This is a genomic window from Actinoplanes utahensis, assembly GCF_016862455.1.
In the GTDB taxonomy this organism is placed as follows: domain Bacteria; phylum Actinomycetota; class Actinomycetes; order Mycobacteriales; family Micromonosporaceae; genus Actinoplanes; species Actinoplanes utahensis.
Genome location: NZ_BOMZ01000090.1, coordinates 101148 through 118255 on the forward strand (window position 1 = coordinate 101148; position 17108 = coordinate 118255).

The window sequence follows — 17108 nt, forward strand, 5'->3', positions numbered from 1 at the left end:
CATGCGCCGGCGGAGCGGCGAAGGTCGGGCCGACGGCCTCGTTCGACCGGCGTCATGCCATGGCGGCTGCGGCGGTAGAAGGAAGGAGGTGCGGCGATGCCGGTGGCACATGACCCCGTCTTCTGCGGGGACCGGGTGCTCGGTGATCCGCGACGGCTTCTGGCGGTCCTTTCGCAGGCCTACGTGGCGATCGACACCGCCGGGCAGGTCAGGGCGTGGAATCCCGCTGCGCGGGCGACGTTCGGGTTCTCCTTCGAGCAGGTGTGCGGCGAGGATCTGGCGAAGCTGATCATTCCGGTGCGGTTCCGGCGCCGGCATCGCGATGCGCTGGCCCGGCTCGCCGCCGGGGGATCGGGACGGCTGCTCGGTCAGCGCCTGCAACTGTGTGCGGTGCATCGTGACGGACATGAGTTCCCGATCGAGATGACTCTCGCGGTCACCGACGAGGGGGCCGGCCTGGTGTTCCACGCGTTCGTGCAGGACGTCACCACCGCCCAGCGGGTCAGCCGGTTCACCGACGTGGAGGCTGCCGTGTCCCGTGGCCTGCTGGAAGCCGGCAGCAGCGCCGCCGCCGCGGTCGGCGTGGTCCAGGCCGTGGGGGAGCGGATGGGCTGGCCGGTCGTCGAACTGTGGGAAGCCGACGAGCACCGGCAGCTGCTCTCCTGTGTCGCCCGCCACCAGGCGCCGGAGCTCAGCCTCGGGCCGTTCGCCGTCGATGAACTCGAATCCGGCGTCGGGCTGCCGGGACGGGTGTATCAGCGGGGGCAGCCGGTCTGGATCACCGACCTGGCGGCCGACACCACCTCGTTCCGCAGTCGCGCCGCCGCCCGCATCGGCCTGCACGTCGCGGTGGGGGTGCCGGTGTCCACCGGCGGGACCATCCTCGGCGCGTTGTGTGTCTACGGCGACCGTACCGAGGATCCCGAGGACACCCTCACGGCCCTGCTGACCGGCATCGCCGCCCGGATCGGGCAGTACCTGGAACGGCGCCGGGCCGAGGAGCTCACCGTCGAACTGGCCAGGACCAAGGACGAGTTCCTCGCCATGGTCACCCACGAGCTGCGCAACCCGCTGGCGGTGATCACCGGCGCTTCCAGCGTCCTCGAGGAGGATCTGGCGACGTTCAGTGCCGACGAGCAGCGGGCTCAGCTGCGCACGATCACCCGTAGCGCCCAGCGGTTGAGCGTGATGGCCGAGGACCTGCTCGACCTGGCCCGGCTGGAATCCGGGCACCTGGTCCTGCGGCCGGTCGACACCGACCTGTGCATGATCATCCGGGAGGCCGTCGACGCGGCCACGGCGGCCGCCGACGACAAGAAACAGGTCCTCCTGGTGCACGTCCCGCCTCGTCTGGACATGCGCGCTGATCCGGGACGGCTGCGACAGGTCGCCGACAACCTGCTGTCGAACGCGATCAAGTACACCCCGGCCGGTGGCACCATCACGGTCACGGCAGAGGCCACCGACCGCGACGGGATCGTCTGGACCGTCGCCGACACCGGGATCGGGATCCCGGCCGCGGACCGGCCCCACCTGTTCCGCCGCTTCTACCGGGCCTCCACCGCCGTGCAGCGCCGTATCCCCGGTACCGGGCTCGGACTGGTCATCACCCGCACCATCATCGAACGCCACGACGGCTCCATCGGTCTGGCGGAACCGGAGGTCACCGGAACGACCTTCGTCATCCGGCTGCCACGCATGCCGCCGCAGCCCTGAAAGGACACTGCTCCTGCCGTACTCCGCAAGGCTTTTCGAATCTCTGGAGGCTCCATGGCCGATGTGCTGATCGCCGAGAACGTGCCGGACATCAAGGACATCCTCGAGCGGATCTTCCGGCGCGACGGCCACGCTGTCCGGGTCACCGGTGACGGGCGGGAGGCGCTCGATTGCGCGCTGCAGACGCCTCCCGATCTGCTGGTCATGAATCCGGCTCTACCGGGCATGGACGGTCTCGTCGTCTGCCGGCGGTTGCGCGCCGCGGCGCACACGCGGCACGTGCCGATCCTGCTGCTGTCCGTGCGGCAGTATCCGGCAGAGCAGGAGGCTGCGCGGCGGGCCGGCGCCGACGACTACCTCGGCAAACCGTTCGCCAACAAGGAACTCCTCGCGCGTGCGCACGCGTTGCTCGATCGGCCCGGCGGTCACACGGCCATCGTGCCCTCGGTGGCCATGACGGACTGAGCATGGCGGCGTTCCCATGTATCAAAAACCCCTAAAAAGGGCATAAGGCGCGTCACTTTGTGAGATGGGATGGGTGGACGTGCTGGCACAGAACGAAACGATGTTGAGAGACCCCGGCCGGCTGGCAGCGGTGCGACGGGCTTCCCGACTGCTGCCCGCGATGGGGCTGTCCCTGGACGACATCGCCCGGCTGGCGGCGCACTCGCTGGACGCGCCGATGGCCACGATCTGCCTGGCCGGCGAGGACCGGGTGCAGCGGCTCGGCGCGTACGGGCTGTCACCCGCTCTGATCTCCCACGACGACGGATCTCTCACCGAATCCCTCGCCGGCCACGTGGTCTGCGCCGACCAGGCGCTCCACGCCGCCGATCTGTCCCAGGACGCCGACGAGCACCTGCGTGAGCACCCGATCGCTCACCGCGGCGTCCGGGCGTTCATGGCCGTGCCGGTACACGACGGCGTCGGCCGCCCGCTCGGCGCGATCACCGTCTTCGACACCCGCCCGCGGCGCTGGCAGGAGGTGCACGAGCTCGCGCTGCTGGACATCGCCGGTCTGCTCACCGCATCCGTGGGATGGGACGGCCGGGCAGCCGCCACCACGCCGATGCTCGACGGCGCCGCGCTGCTGGACAGCGTGCAGGAGGCCTTCGTCGCCGTGGACACCGGCGGGATCATCCGCGGCTTCAACCGGGCCGCGGAACGGCTCCTGGGATACACCGCCGCGCAGATCTGCTGCCGGCACATCGAGGACACCGTCCTGCCCGACTACGACGGTGAGACCACCCGGCCGGCCCTGCAGCGCCTCTTCGCCGCCGAACCGGCCCGCCCGCTGGTCCGTGAACTCAGCGTGCGCCACCGCGACGGGCACCGGCTCAGGACGCGCGCGTCACTGTCGGTGGTCCACGGGGCGGCGGGCGCACTGGTGTGCGTGTTCCTGACCGACCTGTCGGCGCAAGCAGCGGCCGAGGCCACCGCGGAACGGCACGCCAGCTTCCTCACGGCGCTGCTCAACAGCCTGACCGTGGGCGTGATCGCCTGCGACGACACCGGCCGGGTGATCCTGATGAACCCGGCCCTGCGCCGCATCCAGGGACGCCCCGAGACCGGTCCGGTGCCCGACGACCTCCCGGCCGTCGTCCCGACCTTCCTGTACGACGCCCAGATGCGGCCCTTGGAGTGGGACCAGACCCCGCTGATGCGGGCCTTGCGTGGCGAACACCTCACCGATCTGGACATCGTGGCGCAACTGCCCGGCCAGCGCAGCCGAACCTTCGCCACGACGGCACAGCCGATCGAGAACCGTGACGGCCGGCGGCTCGGCGCGGTCGTCGTCGCGCACGAGGTCACCGCGCTGCGCCGCGCGGAGCGCTTCAACACCTGCCGCCGCGACGTCGAGCAGGCCCTACGGGCCGCCACGTCGATCACCGAGGCGGCCCCGGCCGTCACGCGCGCCGTGACCACCGCTCTCGGCTGGCCCAGCGCCGAACTGTTCCTCATCGACGAGACCACCGACCGGCTGCAGGCGGTCGGGCACCACAGCGACACCGGCGACGGCCCGGAGGGCTTCTTCGGGCACACCCCCGTCCGTGACCGCGGTGTCACCGGCCGGGTCTGGCAGTCCGGCCAGCCGCTGTGGGTCCCCGACATCACCCGGTACGTCCACCTGACCAGCGAGAACGAGCAGCAACGCGTCGACCTGTGTGTACGCCACGGCATCCGTACCGTCCTGGCGGTACCGGTCCGTGACGGCGACACCCTGCTCGGAGTGCTCACCTGCTACGCCGGCGCACCCGAAGTCGATCAGGAGTTGCTCACCGTCCTCCTCGACGGCGTGGCCGCGCAGATCGGCGTGTACGTCGCCCTGCGCCGCGCCGAGGAACTCGCCCGGCAACTCACCCGCTCGCAGGACGACTTCCTCGACCTCGTCGGCCACGAACTGCGCACCCCGCTGACGTCGATCCTGGCCAACGTCACCATGCTCACCGAGGAGGCCGTCACCCTCGACGAGGAACAACAGCAGATGCTGGCCACCGTCGCCCGCAACACCGGCGCGCTTCAGCACATCGTCGACACCCTGCTCGACCTCGCCGCCCTCGAATCCGGCCACCAGCAGCTCGCAGCCGAACCCGTCGACCTGGCGGCGATCGCCGCCGACGCCGTCGCCGCGCTGCGCCTGGGCGCCGCCGGCGGCGGTGTGCAACTGCGCGCCGACCTGCCCGGCCCGGTCCCGGCCCACGGCGACGGCGACCGGCTCCGTCAGGTCCTCGACGATGTGCTCTCCAACGCCCTCAAATACAGCCCCGCCGGCGCCGACATCCATGTCAGCCTGGAAGCCGGCGGCGGCTGGGCTGAACTGTGCATCACCGACACCGGTATCGGCACCCCGCCCGGCGAACGTGACCGTGTCTTCGACCGCTTCTACCGCGCCAGCAACGTCCGTCACCACGGCACTCCGGGCAGCGGCCTCGGGCTCAGCCGGACCCGTACCATCGTGCGGTTGCACGGCGGCAGCATCGCCCTGCGCCCCGAACAGCCCACCGGCACCACCGTCTGCATCCGCCTGCCGCTGGGCCGCCATCCGGACCCGGCATGACCACAGCTCGCTGCGGCTCCGGCGAGCGACCGGAGACGGCGGCTACCAAAGGCGTGCGCTGACACGACCGTCGCCGGCCCGCGAACATCGGTGGCCGATGTACGGGATGACGGCGTGTCCTCGGCCGCCGGCGATGAGCCGGCCGGTTGACGGGAACGGTGACCACGACGGCGACCGCGAGGTGTCGGCGACGTCGCGGTCGGGGTTGCCGGTGTCGACCTCGACCTCGTGGAACGACTCTTCTGGGAGAGCCGCGAGCTGAGACGTTCCTGACACGTGTCCAGCGGTACGAGGAAGTCGTCACCGAGGGGTGTACCAGCAGTACATTCCAGGTCAGCGGTCTGCGTCGTACCGTCGAAGGCATGAACAACCGTGCCGAGGTCGCCGACTTCCTCACCACCCGCCGGGCGAAGATCAGCCCGGAGCAGGCCGGTCTGCCGGCCGGCGGACAGCGCCGGGTGCCCGGGCTGCGCCGCAGTGAGGTGGCCGCGCTGGCCGGCATGAGCGTCGAGTACTACGCGAAGCTGGAACGCGGATCGCTGGCCGGTGTCTCCGCCGGGGTGCTCGAGGCGATCGCCCGTGCCCTGCGACTCGACGAGGCGGAACGAGCCCATCTCATGCGCCTGGCGCAGGAGGCCAGCGGCACCAGCGCGCTGGTGCGGCCCACCCGCAGGCCCAAGCAGTGGACGGTACGACCCAGCCTGCAGTGGACGCTCGACACGATCACCGCTCCGGCGATCGTGGGGAACAACCGGCAGGACCTGCTCGCCGCCAACCTGCTCGGCCGGGCCATGTACAGCGACGTCTACACCAACGTCACCGGCGTACCCAACTTCGGGCGGTTCACCTTCCTCGACAGCGCCGCGCACCGCTTCTTCCCCGACTGGAACCTCGCCGCCGACATGACCGTGGCGAACCTGCGCACCGCCGCCGGCAAGGACCCGCACGACAAAGGCCTGCACGACCTGGTCGGGGAACTCTCCACCCGCAGCGAGGACTTCCGCCGGCGCTGGAGCGCCCACAACGTCCGCACCCACGGCACCGGCATCAAGACGTTCCATCACCAGGTCGTCGGCAACCTCGAACTGGCCTACGAGACGATGGACCTGCGGGCCGAGGACGGCGCCGCGATGACGATCTACGCCGCCGAACCGGGCTCGCCGACCGCGCAGGCCCTCACACTGCTCGCGTCCTGGGCCGCCACCAACGAAAGCACACCTGCCGCATCGCAGCGATAGACCCCTATGCACACGAACCGGAAACAGGACCATGGCTCGCGTCTTCATCACCGGTTCGGCCGACGGGCTGGGCAGGGCCACCGCGGAAACTCTTCTCCGCGGAGGGCACGAGGTCATCGTGCACAGGCGCAGCACCGAGCGGCTGGCCGCGGTGAAAGATCTCGTCGATCGCGGCGCTGCGGCAGTCGTCGGAGATCTGGCGGACGTGGGCCAGACGCGTGACGTGGCCGCCCGGGTCAACCGGCTGGGCTCCGCCGACGTGGTCATCCACAACGCGGGGTCTACAGCGGCGCGCCATACCTGCTCACCGCCCTGATCCGGCGACCGCGACGGCTGATCTACCTCAGCAGCGGCATGCACCGCGGCGGACGAGCCGGCCTGGACAGGCTGGACTGGAGCGGTACCCGGCCGACGGGCTCGTACACCGACAGCAAGCTGTTCGTCACCGCCCTCGCCCTCGCGGGGGGCGGCGGGTTGGCGGGGTGGAGCTACGCGTGACGTGGCAGGCGGACGAGGCCCGGATCGCCGTCGACCGTCGTAGGGCGGGGTGGTGTCTCCGCGTTCTCAAGACTCGACTGCGGCCCAGCCCGTCCAGCCACTCACCTCGATCGACACGACCGGGCCACGTGGCCGGCGCTCCGCGTAAGCCGGGTAACGCGCCACGAGCGCGTCCACCGCCGCGTCGTCGGTGTCCAGGATGCGCGCGGTGCCGTCGGCGCGGACCCACCAGAGCCGCGACCAGTCGTCGTCGTAGACGTCGACCAGCAGACACACCCGCGGCTGTGCGGCGATGTTGTCGAGCCGCCGCAGCCGGGTGGTGCTCTTCGGCTTGTGGTCGACGGCGAACACGATCAGCTCACCCACGACGGCGAAGGTGACCGGCACCAGGTGTGGTGTCCCGTCCGCCGAAACGGTGGCCAGGCGGGCGACCCGCGCGGCGGCGAACCGGCGCCGGGCTTCCTTCGCGGAGAGCCGCATCGGTGACGAACCTCCATGTGATCTTCGCCTGCCGGTTGATCGTATCGGCGAGATGTCGGGCGCCGGCAAAACGTCACCGGCCGCGCCAGGTCTGTTCGGGATCAGGGCCGGCGGAACAGGACGACGACCACCGGCTCGTCACCGTGGTTGTGCAACGCGCGCAGCGGGAGTCCGGCGAGCACGAGGGAGGCGCCTCCGGTACCACCTTCCAGTTCATGCACCCCACCGTCGACGACGAACGTGTCCTGCTACTCCTCCGTGACGTAGGGGCGCGAGGTGCCGGACCATACGGCGAGGTGACCGATGGAAGCGAACTCTTTCGGCGGCCGGCAACGCGAACCGACATCTCGGAGGAGCCCATCGAGGCTGATGAGTACTCGGCGTGGTGCCGTGACTCGTCGGGTTCGCGGACTCAGCCGGTCGAGGTTCACCATGCGATCGTACGGCGAGCGTTTCCTGGGGAGTGAGCCAGCGGTATCGATCACTGCGACGACGAAGAGCCGGGCTTCCCCGGATCGTGCGGTCGCGGCGGCAAGGCGTTCCCGAACGGCGTAGCCGGATACGGGTAGGGGACGAACGGTCCTGGCGCGTACCCCGGATGAGTGTGAACGGCAATCGGCGGTTCCGGGCGGAAGTAGTGGCTTGAACCGCGGACCAACAGCAAGACGCCGGTGGCTACCGTCAGCAGCAATCCCAGAAGCAAAGTGATCGAGCCGGCCGCGTCGAAGGCGAGAGACCATCCGGTACCGGACAGGCGATCGATCTCCTCGAAGAGCGCCTCACCGCCCCATGCCGTGGAATCCGCCTCCTCAGGCTCGACTCCCGCTGGGGACGACAGGAGTGCTCCAGCGAGAACGACACCGATCAGTCCGCCGGCCAAGCACGCCAGGACACCGAGAGCCAGCGGTGCACCGAGCCCGACCAGGGCCAGAATCCGGGCGATGTTGCTCCGGCGGCGCATCCGCCAGGCGGTGACGCCGAGCCACGTGGCCAACAGCAATGCCGCGACCGTGGTGAACAGGGCCGCCGACACATTGCCGGAACGTTCCACCGCAACGTCGGCGGGACTGGCGCCGACCACTCGCGCGGCCTGATCGATCAGCGAGTCGTAGTGGACCGCCTCAGCGACGGCCACCGCCGCCATCGATGTCAACGTCGCCACCAATGCGAACTGAAGAGCGATCGCGACCCGCACCGTCGGCGGTGGCGGATGCACCGAGACCACGTCCTGACCCATCGCTTCAGGGTAGAGAAGCTTCGCTGAGCGGGGCAGGCCCGTTCGGCCACAAGTTGATCATCGGGATGGGAAAGCGCGGCCGGGCAGGAGTCAACCGGGAGTCAGCTGATCAGGGTGGAGGGGATCATCCATTCCCCCAGCAGCCGATGCAGGCCGTAGGCGAGCAGTGAACCGCCGAGCGTGGCGACGAAGGAGATGGCGAATCCGACGTACCAGCGTCGCCGTACGTCGCCGGCCGCGTCCGCGATCGTGCCGGCGGCCGATGTCCATGGGCGCTCACGCAGGAGCCAGTACACGAAGCCGAAGCCCAGGGGTACGCCGACGACCAGCCAGAACCAGAACCAGCGGGTACCGGCCACCGGTACGGGCCCGAAGCGCAGAATCGCCAGGAAGACGATGATCAGCACGGTGCTGACGGCCGTCAGCGACGTCAGCGGGCCGATCGGGTCGCTTCTCTCGACGCCGGCGGCGTCCAGTTCCCTCGCCAGGGGTGGCATCGGTGTGAGACCGACCCCCGGTTCGTCGGGCTCCGTGCCGGAGACGACGTCGGTAACCGTGTAGTGGAGACGTCCATCCGTCGTCCTCCAGACCAGAAGCGGCCCATCGGTGCCCCACGACCGCAACGAGGCGTGACGATTCCAGGAGAAGCTGGTGGCATCGCTCCAGGTGTCGCCCCGCTGGTACGACTGCACACGCCCGGCCGCCACATCGGCTCTCGCACGCGCGAGATCCGTCTCTCGTGGCGCGGCCCACCAACTCGACACCAGCCACACCACCCACGCCGCGGCCAGCAACGCCCGCACGGCGCGCCGCCACGAAGCCGGTTTCCCGGCATGGCGGAGAAGCGAGGGTCGCACGGCGCCATCGGTCACGAACGGATCGTGCCACGCCGTGCCTGACTGGGCATCGGCAAAGAGCCACTGCGCGGTGTTCACTCCTCCTCTGCCAGGTAGAAGAGTTCCTCGACCCGGATGTGCAGGGCGCGCGCAAGTCTCGGTGCGAGCACGGTCGAGGGAACGAACCTGCCGGTCTCGACCGTGTCGATGGCCTTGCGGGTGACCCCTACCAGCTCAGCGAGCTGCTCTTGAGTGAGGTCGTGGCGGGCGCCCGGCACCGTCAGCGTCGGTGCGAGAGCAGGATGATCCACACAGCGAAGACGATGCCGAGGGCCGCTGCCGCGACGATGGCGTGGTAGGGCAGTGGAACGGCCATGATGGAAGCGGCGAGTGCGGAGCAGAGACAGCCGCAGACGAGACTGATCCGCCGGCGGCGCAGGAGAAGGACCGCCGCCGGCTTCCGGTCGTTCACGACCCGAGATCCCGCCGTCGATAGCCGGCGACACCCACGACGGTGAGCGCCGCGGCCGCCACCAGCATCACCGTGGACGCCGTCCAGGCGGGTTCGCTGAGTGGCACGGGGGCGAGGTGTGCGAACGGTGACAGGTCGCGTACCCCGCCGGGTGCGGCGACGCTGTCGGCGATGACCAGCAGGAGGAAGCCGCCGGTGGCCGGGAGGCCGCCGATGAGGGATACCAGGCGGGGCGCCCAGCCGGCGGCGAAGACGGCGGCGCCGAGGCTGAGCAGCACGATCGGCAGAATGTTCCACACGCCGCTGAGCGCGCCGGCCAGGCTGAGGTCGCCGCCTGTCACGGTGACCCCGGCCCAGGTGGCGAGCCCGGCTGCCGTGACCAGGGTGACGGCGGCGCCGGTGGTGGCGGTGATCTCCGCGCCGATCAACCGGGTCCGGCTGACCGGGCCGGCCGCGAGCGTCACCAGCAGCCGGTCGGTCTCGGCGGTGACGAAGGCGCCCATCCGTACCGCGATGAAGCCGCCGGCAGGCATCGCGAGGATGGCGAACAGGGTCGCGGTGAGCCCGGCGACGCTGCCCACCTCCGCGAAGCCGGCCTCGGCGGCCCCGTCCGCCAATGCCGGATTGCCGGCCAGGAAGCCGGTGATGGACACGGCTGTCAAACCGATGAGCAGGTAGTAGGCCCCGACACCGATGGTCCAGCCGGTCAACGGCCGCAGCACCCGGCGGACGGCGAACGTCTCCACGCCGGCGAGGAGCGTCAGCCGGGCGTCACGGCCGGAGGCGAAGGTGACGAGCCCACCGCGTACCTCTCGCCTGCCCGCCGCCGCGAGCGCCGCGGCCGTGACCACCAGCGTGGCGGCGAGCAGGAGCAGCAGGGGAAGGACACGGTCCTGGAGGTAGGGGCCGCTGAGCGCGAGCAGCCCGAACGGCGACAGCCAGCGCAGCCGGCCGAGCTCGGTGACCCCGTCGCCGACCATGCGGGCCAGCAGGCCGGAACCGAGGACCGCGACCGCGAGGCCGGTCGCGGGTGCGCGGGCGGGGAGGATCTGTGCGGTGCACGCGGCCACCGCCACGAAGAACAGGCCGAGAAGGGCCGTGCCGGCACCGTGCACCAGTGCTCCGCGAGCCGGCGTTCCGGAGGCGACGAGCACGGCGGCGATCCCCGTTCCGGCGGCGACCGGCACGATCGCGACGGCGGCCAGGTGCCGAGCCAGGACCGCCCGCAGCGGGAGGCGTCCGGCCAGCAGCATGTCCCACCGGCCGGTGTCCTCCTCGCCGCGGGTGATCCGGGTGGTCGCCAGGATCGCCCACGTGCCCAGCAGCACCGCCAGGAAGGTGCCGACCCGCCACACGGTGAATCCGCCCGCGGTGTCGAGGCCGGCGGGCTCGCCGAACAGGGTACGGATGGCGGGGTTCCCGGCGAGCGCCTGCATGCTCCCGACCGCGGCGGGGTCGGCCATGACCCGGCCGTAGGTGGCCGCGACCAGCGCGGTGAGCCCGGCGAGCAGGACCACGACGATCAGCCCGCCACGGCGAATCTGCCGGATCGCCAGCACGGTGACAGCTCGCCCGGGTGCGTGCGCGGCGTGTGGCCGGGCAACGGATGCGGGGGAGATGACGCCGGCGCTCATCGGGCCGACTCCGTGCCGTAGTAGTCGAGGAAGATCTCCTCGAGGCTCGGCTCCCGGACGGTCATCGCGGTGACGTCGGCGCCGGCCAGTGCCCGCAACGCGGGAGCCGGCGGACCGGTCAGGGTGAACCGTAGCCGCCCCTCGCCGGGAGCGTCGACGGCCTCGACGCCGGGGATCGCCGACAACACCGGCTCGGCTCCGGCGTAGGAGACGGTCACCTCGGAGCGGTGCAGGCCCCGTAGGCCCTGGATGGTGGCGACGTCGGCGAGCCGGCCCGCGCGCAGGATGCCGACCCGGTCGCAGACCGCCTCCACCTCGGAGAGCTGGTGGGAGCTGAGGAAGACGGTCTGCCCACGGTCTCGGGCCGCACCCACGGCGGTACGGAACTCGCGTTCCATCAGCGGGTCGAGTCCGCTGGTCGGCTCGTCGAGCACCAGCAGCGGCGCCCGGGTGGCGAACGCGGCGATCAGCGCGACCTTCTGCCGGTTGCCGGTCGAATAGGTGCGAGCGGGTTTCGACGGATCGAGGGCGAACCGTTCGACGAGTTCGTCGCGATACGCCTCATCGGTGCCGGGGCCGGTCCGTGCCTGCAGGTGCAGGATCTCCGCGCCGGTCAGCTGTGGCCACAACGCGACATCGGCGGGTACGTACGCCAGCTGGGAGTGCGCGCGGACCACGTCGGAGGCGGCCACGCCGAAGATCCAGGCCTGCCCGGCGGTGGGGCGAGCGAGGCCGAGCAGCAGCCGGATGGTGGTGGACTTGCCGGCGCCGTTCGGGCCGAGGAACCCGAAGACCTCACCGGCGGGTACGTCGAGGGTCAGATCGTCGAGGGCGGTCAGCCGCCCGTACCGTTTGGTGAGGCCGGTAGCGCGCAGCGCGGGTCGACTCATCGGGAGATCCTTCTGCGGTCGTGCGGATATGACCGCCGACCAGACTTCCCGGCACACCTGTCGCTGACCGTACTCCATCGATGCACTGCGGCGGTACTTGATCACGCCGGCCGGCGGTGTCGTCGGTCGTTGCCTCGGTCACGTTCGGCGCCATGTCGGGCGCCGGCGATCCGTGGCCGGTAGGGTTGTCCGCAGGTGCGCCGGGAAGTCTGGTCGGCAACGTCCGACCCGACCCCGAAAACTGGAGCAGCCATGACGCCGCCGCGCAACCCCACCCTGTTCGGCCGCGGATCGTGGCCGGAAGCACGCCGGATCGGCGACATCCTCCGTAAGGAGACCATCGGCGGCATCCTGTTGCTCGCCGGTGCGGTTCTCGCCCTGATCTGGGCGAACTCGCCGTGGGGCGACAGCTATGAGACGCTGCGCGGGTTCACGGTCGGCCCGCATGCGCTTCATCTGGATCTGTCGCTGGCCACGTGGGCGGCCGACGGACTGCTCGCGATCTTCTTCTTCGTCGCCGGTCTCGAACTGAAACGCGAGTTCGTCGCCGGCGATCTGCGGGACCCGCGCCGTGCCGCGGTCCCGATCGCCGCCGCCGTCGGTGGGGTGATCGTGCCCGCCCTGCTCTACCTGGCGATCAACGTCGGCTCGGCCGGCGGAGCCGTCAAAGGGTGGGCGATCCCGACCGCCACCGACATCGCTTTCGCCCTGGCGGTCCTCGCGGTGATCGGCCGGTGCCTGCCGCACGCCATGCGGACCTTCCTGCTCACCCTGGCGGTCGTGGACGACCTGCTCGCCATCGTCATCATCGCGGTCTTCTACACCGAGGACCTGTCGGTGGTTCCCCTGCTGGCCACCCTGGTGCCGCTGGCGGTGTTCACGGTCCTGGTGCAGAAGCGGGTCCGGTCGTGGTGGCTGCTGCTCCCGCTGGCTTTCGCCACATGGACCCTGATGCACGCCTCCGGCGTGCACGCCACCGTCGCCGGTGTCCTGCTGGGCTTCGCCGTGCCGGTGCTGCGCAGCCAGAAGGCCGGCGGCCCGGAGGCGGGACCGGGACTGGCGGAGCATTTCGAGCACCGGTTCCGGCCGATCTCAGCCGGCGTCGCGGTGCCGGTCTTCGCCTTCATGTCCGCCGGAGTGGCGGTCGGCGGGCTGGACGGCCTCGGCTCCGCACTGACGGACCCCGTCGCGATCGGCATCCTGGTGGGGCTGATCGTGGGCAAGCCGATCGGTATCACCGCGGCGACATGGCTGGTCACGCGTTTCACCCGGGCGAAGATGAACACCGGGTTCGCCTGGATCGACGTGTTCGGCCTGGCGGTGCTCGCGGGCATCGGGTTCACCGTCTCGCTGCTGATCGGGGAGCTCGCGTTCGGCATCGGCAGCGACCGCGACGATCACGTGAAGGTCGCCGTGCTGACCGGCTCGCTGGCAGCTGCTCTGCTGGCCACCGTCATCCTCCGGCTGCGCAACCGCACCTACCGGCGCATCCACGACGCCGAGAACACCGACGCCGACCGCGACGACATCCCCGACGTCTACCAGCAGCCGCCCGCGACCCGCTTCGAATCAACCTGAGCATCGAGTTTCGCAGGGCGGGTTCTCGACCGGTGCCGCAGCCCTTGCCGGCGGATGTCCCATGGACAGCGCCGCGGGAGGCAGCCGACGACGGCCACGCCGCGATCGTCGGCGACGCCACCATCACGGTCGCGGGCCGGGCGGCGGAGAACGTGCCTCTGCTGCGGCGTAGCGGCGCGACCTCGGTCATCACCTCCTCGGAGGCCGCCGGCCGGTTGCTGGGGCTGGCGGCCCGAAGCCCGGCCGCCAGTGACGTCGTCGGTGATCTTCTGGTCCAGGGCAACGGTCTGCGGCTCGTCGACCGTCCGGGGCGCCCGGACGGTGCCACCTCACAGCGGATGGACACGGAAAAGGGGCGGTGCCGGCCGGGCTATGCGCGGCGAGCATGTCCTGCTGCTGTGCGTGTGAGCCGGGCGCGGTGATTGCCGGATTCCGGAAAGAACGGCGGTGGGAAGGCGTCCGGGAACATCCCTGGAACCTCGGCCCGCAGAACGCGGATGCTGTAGGGCATGACCAGCGACACAGCCGTGCTGGCCGAGGACCTGACCAAGTTCTACGGCCCCCGGCGCGGCATCGAAGAACTCACTCTGGACGTTCGTGCCGGTGAGGTGATGGGCTTTCTCGGCCCGAACGGCGCCGGCAAGACCACCACCATCCGCCTGCTGCTCGACTTCCTCCGGCCGACTCGCGGCCATGCCCGCGTTCTCGGCATGGATTCCCGCCGGGACAAGGCGGCTCTGCACCGGCAGATCGGCTATCTTCCCGGCGAGCTTGCCTTTCCCGGGCGGGAGACCGCTGAGGAGTTGCTGAGGTTCTTCGGTGACGCCCGCGGCGGTGTCCCGTGGACCGCCGTCACCGGCCTGGCCGAGCGTCTCGACCTCGACCTGTCCCGGCCGGTCCGGGCGATGTCGAAGGGCAACAAGCAGAAGGTCGGGCTCGTGCAGGCGTTCATGCACCGGCCGGCCCTGTTGATCCTCGACGAGCCGACCAGCGGGCTCGACCCGTTGATGCAGCAGGAGTTCCTCGCGATGGTCCGCGAGGCCCGTGACCACGGGCAGACCGTTTTCATGTCCTCGCACGTGCTCGCGGAGGTTCAGTCCACCGCCGATCGGGTCGCCATCGTCCGGGACGGGCGGCTCGCCGCGGTCGAGAAGGTGGAGACCCTCGGGCGCCGCGCCGTGCGCAGCGTCGAGATCCACTTCGCCGATCCCGTCGAGGCCGCCGATTTCACCGGCCTGCCCGGGGTCACCCAGGTCGAGGTCACCGGGCCGGTGCTGCGCTGCACGGTTGACGGCCGTCTCGACCCGCTCATCAAGGCCGCCGCCCGGCATGAGGTCATCGACCTGCTGTCGGCCGAGCCGGATCTGGAAGAGACGTTCCTGTCCTACTACTACACGGGAGAAGGTACGAGCGATGTTGCCGCCGCTGGTGCGTAAGACCTGGCGCGACGACCGTCGCACCACCATCGGATGGACCGCCGGCGTCGGCGCGTTCACCGCCGTCTACACCGGCTTCTACAGCCAGTTCCAGGGCGCCGCCGAACTCAAGCAGGACGCTCTGCCACAGGGCATGCTCGACTTCCTCGGGATCGCTGACATGCTGTCGCCCGCCGGCTACCTGCAGGCCACCGTCTTCTCCCTGATCGGCCCGCTGCTGGTGCTGATGTGCGCCACGACTCTGGCAGCACGCACCATTGCCCGCCCCGAAGAGGATGGCGGCATGGAACTACTGCTGGCCAACCCGCTGTCCCGCAAAGGCTTCGCGACCCAGCGCCTGACAGCAGCGGCCACGGCGATCACTCTGGTCGCGGTCGCACCGTGGATCGTGCTCAGCATCCTGGTCCCCGCCATCGGCATCGACGTACCGTTGGGTAACGTCGCCGCCGCCTGCGCCGGCCTGGTGCTGCTGGCCTGGTGTTTCACCGGCATCGCGTTCCTCGCCGGGGCCGTCACCGGCAAACGGGGCACCGTCCTCGCGGTCACGGGCGTCATCGGCGTGACCACCTACATGGCCAACGCCCTGTCGAACATCTCCGACAGTGTCAGCGGGCTCAAATGGGTCTCGCCCTTCTACTACTTCATCGGCGGCGACCCACTGCACGACGGCTGGAATCCGGCACACCTGCTGCTGCTGGCCGGCATCGGCGTCACCACCGCCGCCGCCGGCGTCGTCCTCTTCGACCGCCGTGACGTCGGCGTCTGACAGAGACGGCCACCAGCGGCCGGAGGAAAGACGGATGAGCCCTGACCCGCGATCACTCACCGACGGATGCGCCGCGCTGCTACGCCTGCCGCCCGGTGCCCCGCGCCATCAGCACGCCACCGAACTCGGTCGCTGGGCCGCCGACAGCCCGCACCCGGTCGACGATGTGGTCGCGGCCATGCTCGACGCGGCGCGCGCGGCGTGGGCCGGCCAACTCCCGGCCGCGAGCCAGACGTCGTCGGCTGTCCACACGCGCGCCGCAGACCTGCTCGACACCACAGCACAGGCCCTCGAGGCCGTCCTCACCGGCTACCGGGACCACCTCCGCCGGCACCTCGCTGACCACGACGATCAGCGCACCATGTTCGTCGATGACCTGCTCACCGGCCGCGCCGATCCGGGTCACCTTGCCGAGCGCGCGCAACGCTACGGCATCCGGTTGTCCGGTACCCACGTCGTCGCACTGGCGGTCGGCCCGGCGCTCACCGACGCCATCGTCCGTGACATCGATGCGGCCCTCGCCGCCCGCTACGGCGCAGGCAACACCCTGACCATTCACCGTGACGGCAAACTGGTCTGCATCAGCACCGGCGGGCTGCGCGGTCTGCCCGCCGAACTCGCCCATCACCTGCTGACCCGCCTCGGAGCCGGGAACTGGCAGATCGCGGTCGGCCGGGCCCACCCCGGCATGACCGGGATCGTCACCTCGCTGGAGGAGGCCGGCAACGCCCTGAACCTCGCCGAGCGGCTCGGATTCACCACACCGGTCCTGCGCGCCGCCGACCTGCTCGTCTTCCCGGTGCTCCTGCGTGACCGGGACGCCATCACCGACCTGGTCGACACGGTCCTCGGGCCACTGCTGCACGCGCGCGGCGGCGTCCAGCCCTACCTGGAGACACTCACCGTGCTCTTCGACAGCCAGGGAAACTACACCGCCACCGCCCGGCACATGCACCTGTCCGTCCGGGCGGTCACCTACCGCCTCGACCGCATCAAAGCCCTCACCGGATACCACCCCGGCGAACCCACCCAACGATTCACCCTTCACACGGCTGTTCTCGGGGCCCGCCTCCTAGGCTGGCCGACCAGCCAGTCGTGAGCGCATCTTGGGTTCTCGCTCAGGCGTCGCACGCGCCGTAGAGCAGCGCACGGGCCGTCGACGCCATCGGCAGGGTCGCTTCGGCGAGCAGGCCGGCAGCGCGGTGCTCACCGCCAGGCCTACCAAGAACGGGCAGGCCACGTTCACCGTCGCGGTACGGCACCGTCTTC

17 protein-coding genes are annotated in these 17108 nt (G+C 70.5%); 10 read left to right on the forward strand and 7 right to left on the reverse strand.

Features of this window, described 5'->3' with window-relative positions:
* Positions 1-96: 96 nt before the first annotated feature.
* The 5 genes from Aut01nite_RS32440 (at position 97) to Aut01nite_RS32460 (ending at position 6328) form a co-directional block, all read left to right on the forward strand.
* Positions 97-1716, forward strand: coding sequence for an ATP-binding protein (locus Aut01nite_RS32440; protein WP_052163585.1), 1620 nt, complete (start codon positions 97-99; stop codon positions 1714-1716).
* Between the two features lie 54 nt (positions 1717-1770).
* A complete protein-coding gene (locus Aut01nite_RS32445) occupies positions 1771-2181 on the forward strand; it encodes a response regulator transcription factor (protein ID WP_052163584.1) in 411 nt (136 codons plus the stop codon).
* A 100-nt stretch (positions 2182-2281) separates the two neighbouring features.
* Positions 2282-4774 carry a sensor histidine kinase gene (locus tag Aut01nite_RS32450; RefSeq protein WP_161790619.1) on the forward strand — a complete coding sequence of 831 codons (2493 nt, stop codon included), beginning with the start codon at positions 2282-2284 and terminating at the stop codon, positions 4772-4774.
* 362 nt (positions 4775-5136) lie between these two features.
* A complete protein-coding gene (locus Aut01nite_RS32455; RefSeq protein ID WP_043524481.1) occupies positions 5137-6012 on the forward strand; it encodes a helix-turn-helix transcriptional regulator in 876 nt (291 codons plus the stop codon).
* Positions 6013-6043: 31 nt separating this feature from the next.
* Positions 6044-6328, forward strand: a complete 285-nt coding sequence (locus tag Aut01nite_RS32460) for an SDR family NAD(P)-dependent oxidoreductase (protein ID WP_052163583.1) — start codon at positions 6044-6046, stop codon at positions 6326-6328.
* Between the two features lie 248 nt (positions 6329-6576).
* Here Aut01nite_RS32460 and Aut01nite_RS32465 read toward each other — a convergent pair whose 3' ends face one another.
* The 7 genes from Aut01nite_RS32465 to Aut01nite_RS32490 form a co-directional block, all read right to left on the reverse strand.
* Positions 6577-6990 (reverse strand): TIGR03668 family PPOX class F420-dependent oxidoreductase, encoded by a 414-nt coding sequence (locus tag Aut01nite_RS32465; RefSeq protein WP_043524480.1) that lies wholly within the window; start codon positions 6988-6990, stop codon positions 6577-6579.
* A gap of 481 nt (positions 6991-7471) precedes the next feature.
* Positions 7472-8227 carry a hypothetical protein gene (locus Aut01nite_RS32470; protein WP_043524479.1) on the reverse strand — a complete coding sequence of 252 codons (756 nt, stop codon included), beginning with the start codon at positions 8225-8227 and terminating at the stop codon, positions 7472-7474.
* 101 nt (positions 8228-8328) lie between these two features.
* The gene (locus Aut01nite_RS32475; protein ID WP_152628649.1) at positions 8329-9099 is read right to left on the reverse strand and encodes a hypothetical protein; all 771 of its coding nucleotides are present in this window, start codon (positions 9097-9099) and stop codon (positions 8329-8331) included.
* Positions 9100-9158: 59 nt separating this feature from the next.
* The gene (locus Aut01nite_RS44945) at positions 9159-9374 is read right to left on the reverse strand and encodes a helix-turn-helix transcriptional regulator (RefSeq protein ID WP_043524478.1); all 216 of its coding nucleotides are present in this window, start codon (positions 9372-9374) and stop codon (positions 9159-9161) included.
* Positions 9344-9535, reverse strand: coding sequence for a hypothetical protein (locus Aut01nite_RS44950; protein WP_043524477.1), 192 nt, complete (start codon positions 9533-9535; stop codon positions 9344-9346). The genes Aut01nite_RS44945 and Aut01nite_RS44950 overlap by 31 nt, the downstream gene beginning before the upstream one ends.
* A complete protein-coding gene (locus Aut01nite_RS32485; RefSeq protein WP_043524476.1) occupies positions 9532-11169 on the reverse strand; it encodes an ABC transporter permease in 1638 nt (545 codons plus the stop codon). The genes Aut01nite_RS44950 and Aut01nite_RS32485 overlap by 4 nt, the downstream gene beginning before the upstream one ends.
* The gene (locus Aut01nite_RS32490) at positions 11166-12059 is read right to left on the reverse strand and encodes an ABC transporter ATP-binding protein (protein ID WP_173476660.1); all 894 of its coding nucleotides are present in this window, start codon (positions 12057-12059) and stop codon (positions 11166-11168) included. Before Aut01nite_RS32490 ends, Aut01nite_RS32485 begins: the two co-directional genes overlap by 4 nt.
* Before the next feature lie 252 nt (positions 12060-12311).
* Between Aut01nite_RS32490 and nhaA the strand changes: the two genes are divergently transcribed.
* The 5 genes from nhaA (at position 12312) to Aut01nite_RS32515 (ending at position 16938) form a co-directional block, all read left to right on the forward strand.
* Positions 12312-13637, forward strand: coding sequence for a Na+/H+ antiporter NhaA (gene nhaA / locus Aut01nite_RS32495; RefSeq protein ID WP_043524475.1), 1326 nt, complete (start codon positions 12312-12314; stop codon positions 13635-13637).
* Between the two features lie 32 nt (positions 13638-13669).
* A complete protein-coding gene (locus tag Aut01nite_RS32500; protein WP_043524474.1) occupies positions 13670-14059 on the forward strand; it encodes a hypothetical protein in 390 nt (129 codons plus the stop codon).
* An 87-nt stretch (positions 14060-14146) separates the two neighbouring features.
* Complete coding sequence (locus Aut01nite_RS32505) at positions 14147-15073, forward strand: ABC transporter ATP-binding protein (protein ID WP_043524472.1); 927 nt, start codon at positions 14147-14149, stop codon at positions 15071-15073.
* Positions 15051-15839, forward strand: coding sequence for an efflux permease Rv1217c-related protein (locus tag Aut01nite_RS32510; RefSeq protein ID WP_043524471.1), 789 nt, complete (start codon positions 15051-15053; stop codon positions 15837-15839). Before Aut01nite_RS32505 ends, Aut01nite_RS32510 begins: the two co-directional genes overlap by 23 nt.
* Positions 15840-15873: 34 nt before the next feature.
* Positions 15874-16938: a PucR family transcriptional regulator gene (locus Aut01nite_RS32515; RefSeq protein ID WP_043524470.1), complete on the forward strand. Its 1065-nt coding sequence runs from the start codon at positions 15874-15876 to the stop codon at positions 16936-16938.
* The last annotated feature ends 170 nt before the right edge of the window (positions 16939-17108 follow it).

Excerpts from the sequence above, each read along its gene's own strand:
- Aut01nite_RS32465 (WP_043524480.1), bottom strand. The coding sequence starts at position 6,990 with ATGCGGCTCTCCGCGAAGGAAGCCCGGCGCCGGTTCGCCGCCGCGCGG.
- nhaA (WP_043524475.1), top strand. The coding sequence starts at position 12,312 with ATGACGCCGCCGCGCAACCCCACCCTGTTCGGCCGCGGATCGTGGCCG.
- Aut01nite_RS32485 (WP_043524476.1), bottom strand. The coding sequence starts at position 11,169 with ATGAGCGCCGGCGTCATCTCCCCCGCATCCGTTGCCCGGCCACACGCC.
- Aut01nite_RS32450 (WP_161790619.1), top strand. The coding sequence starts at position 2,282 with ATGTTGAGAGACCCCGGCCGGCTGGCAGCGGTGCGACGGGCTTCCCGA.
- Aut01nite_RS32490 (WP_173476660.1), bottom strand. The coding sequence starts at position 12,059 with ATGAGTCGACCCGCGCTGCGCGCTACCGGCCTCACCAAACGGTACGGG.
- Aut01nite_RS32455 (WP_043524481.1), top strand. The coding sequence starts at position 5,137 with ATGAACAACCGTGCCGAGGTCGCCGACTTCCTCACCACCCGCCGGGCG.
- Aut01nite_RS32440 (WP_052163585.1), top strand. The coding sequence starts at position 97 with ATGCCGGTGGCACATGACCCCGTCTTCTGCGGGGACCGGGTGCTCGGT.
- Aut01nite_RS32460 (WP_052163583.1), top strand. The coding sequence starts at position 6,044 with ATGGCTCGCGTCTTCATCACCGGTTCGGCCGACGGGCTGGGCAGGGCC.
- Aut01nite_RS32510 (WP_043524471.1), top strand. The coding sequence starts at position 15,051 with ATGTTGCCGCCGCTGGTGCGTAAGACCTGGCGCGACGACCGTCGCACC.
- Aut01nite_RS32470 (WP_043524479.1), bottom strand. The coding sequence starts at position 8,227 with ATGGGTCAGGACGTGGTCTCGGTGCATCCGCCACCGCCGACGGTGCGG.
- Aut01nite_RS32445 (WP_052163584.1), top strand. The coding sequence starts at position 1,771 with ATGGCCGATGTGCTGATCGCCGAGAACGTGCCGGACATCAAGGACATC.
- Aut01nite_RS32505 (WP_043524472.1), top strand. The coding sequence starts at position 14,147 with ATGACCAGCGACACAGCCGTGCTGGCCGAGGACCTGACCAAGTTCTAC.
- Aut01nite_RS32515 (WP_043524470.1), top strand. The coding sequence starts at position 15,874 with ATGAGCCCTGACCCGCGATCACTCACCGACGGATGCGCCGCGCTGCTA.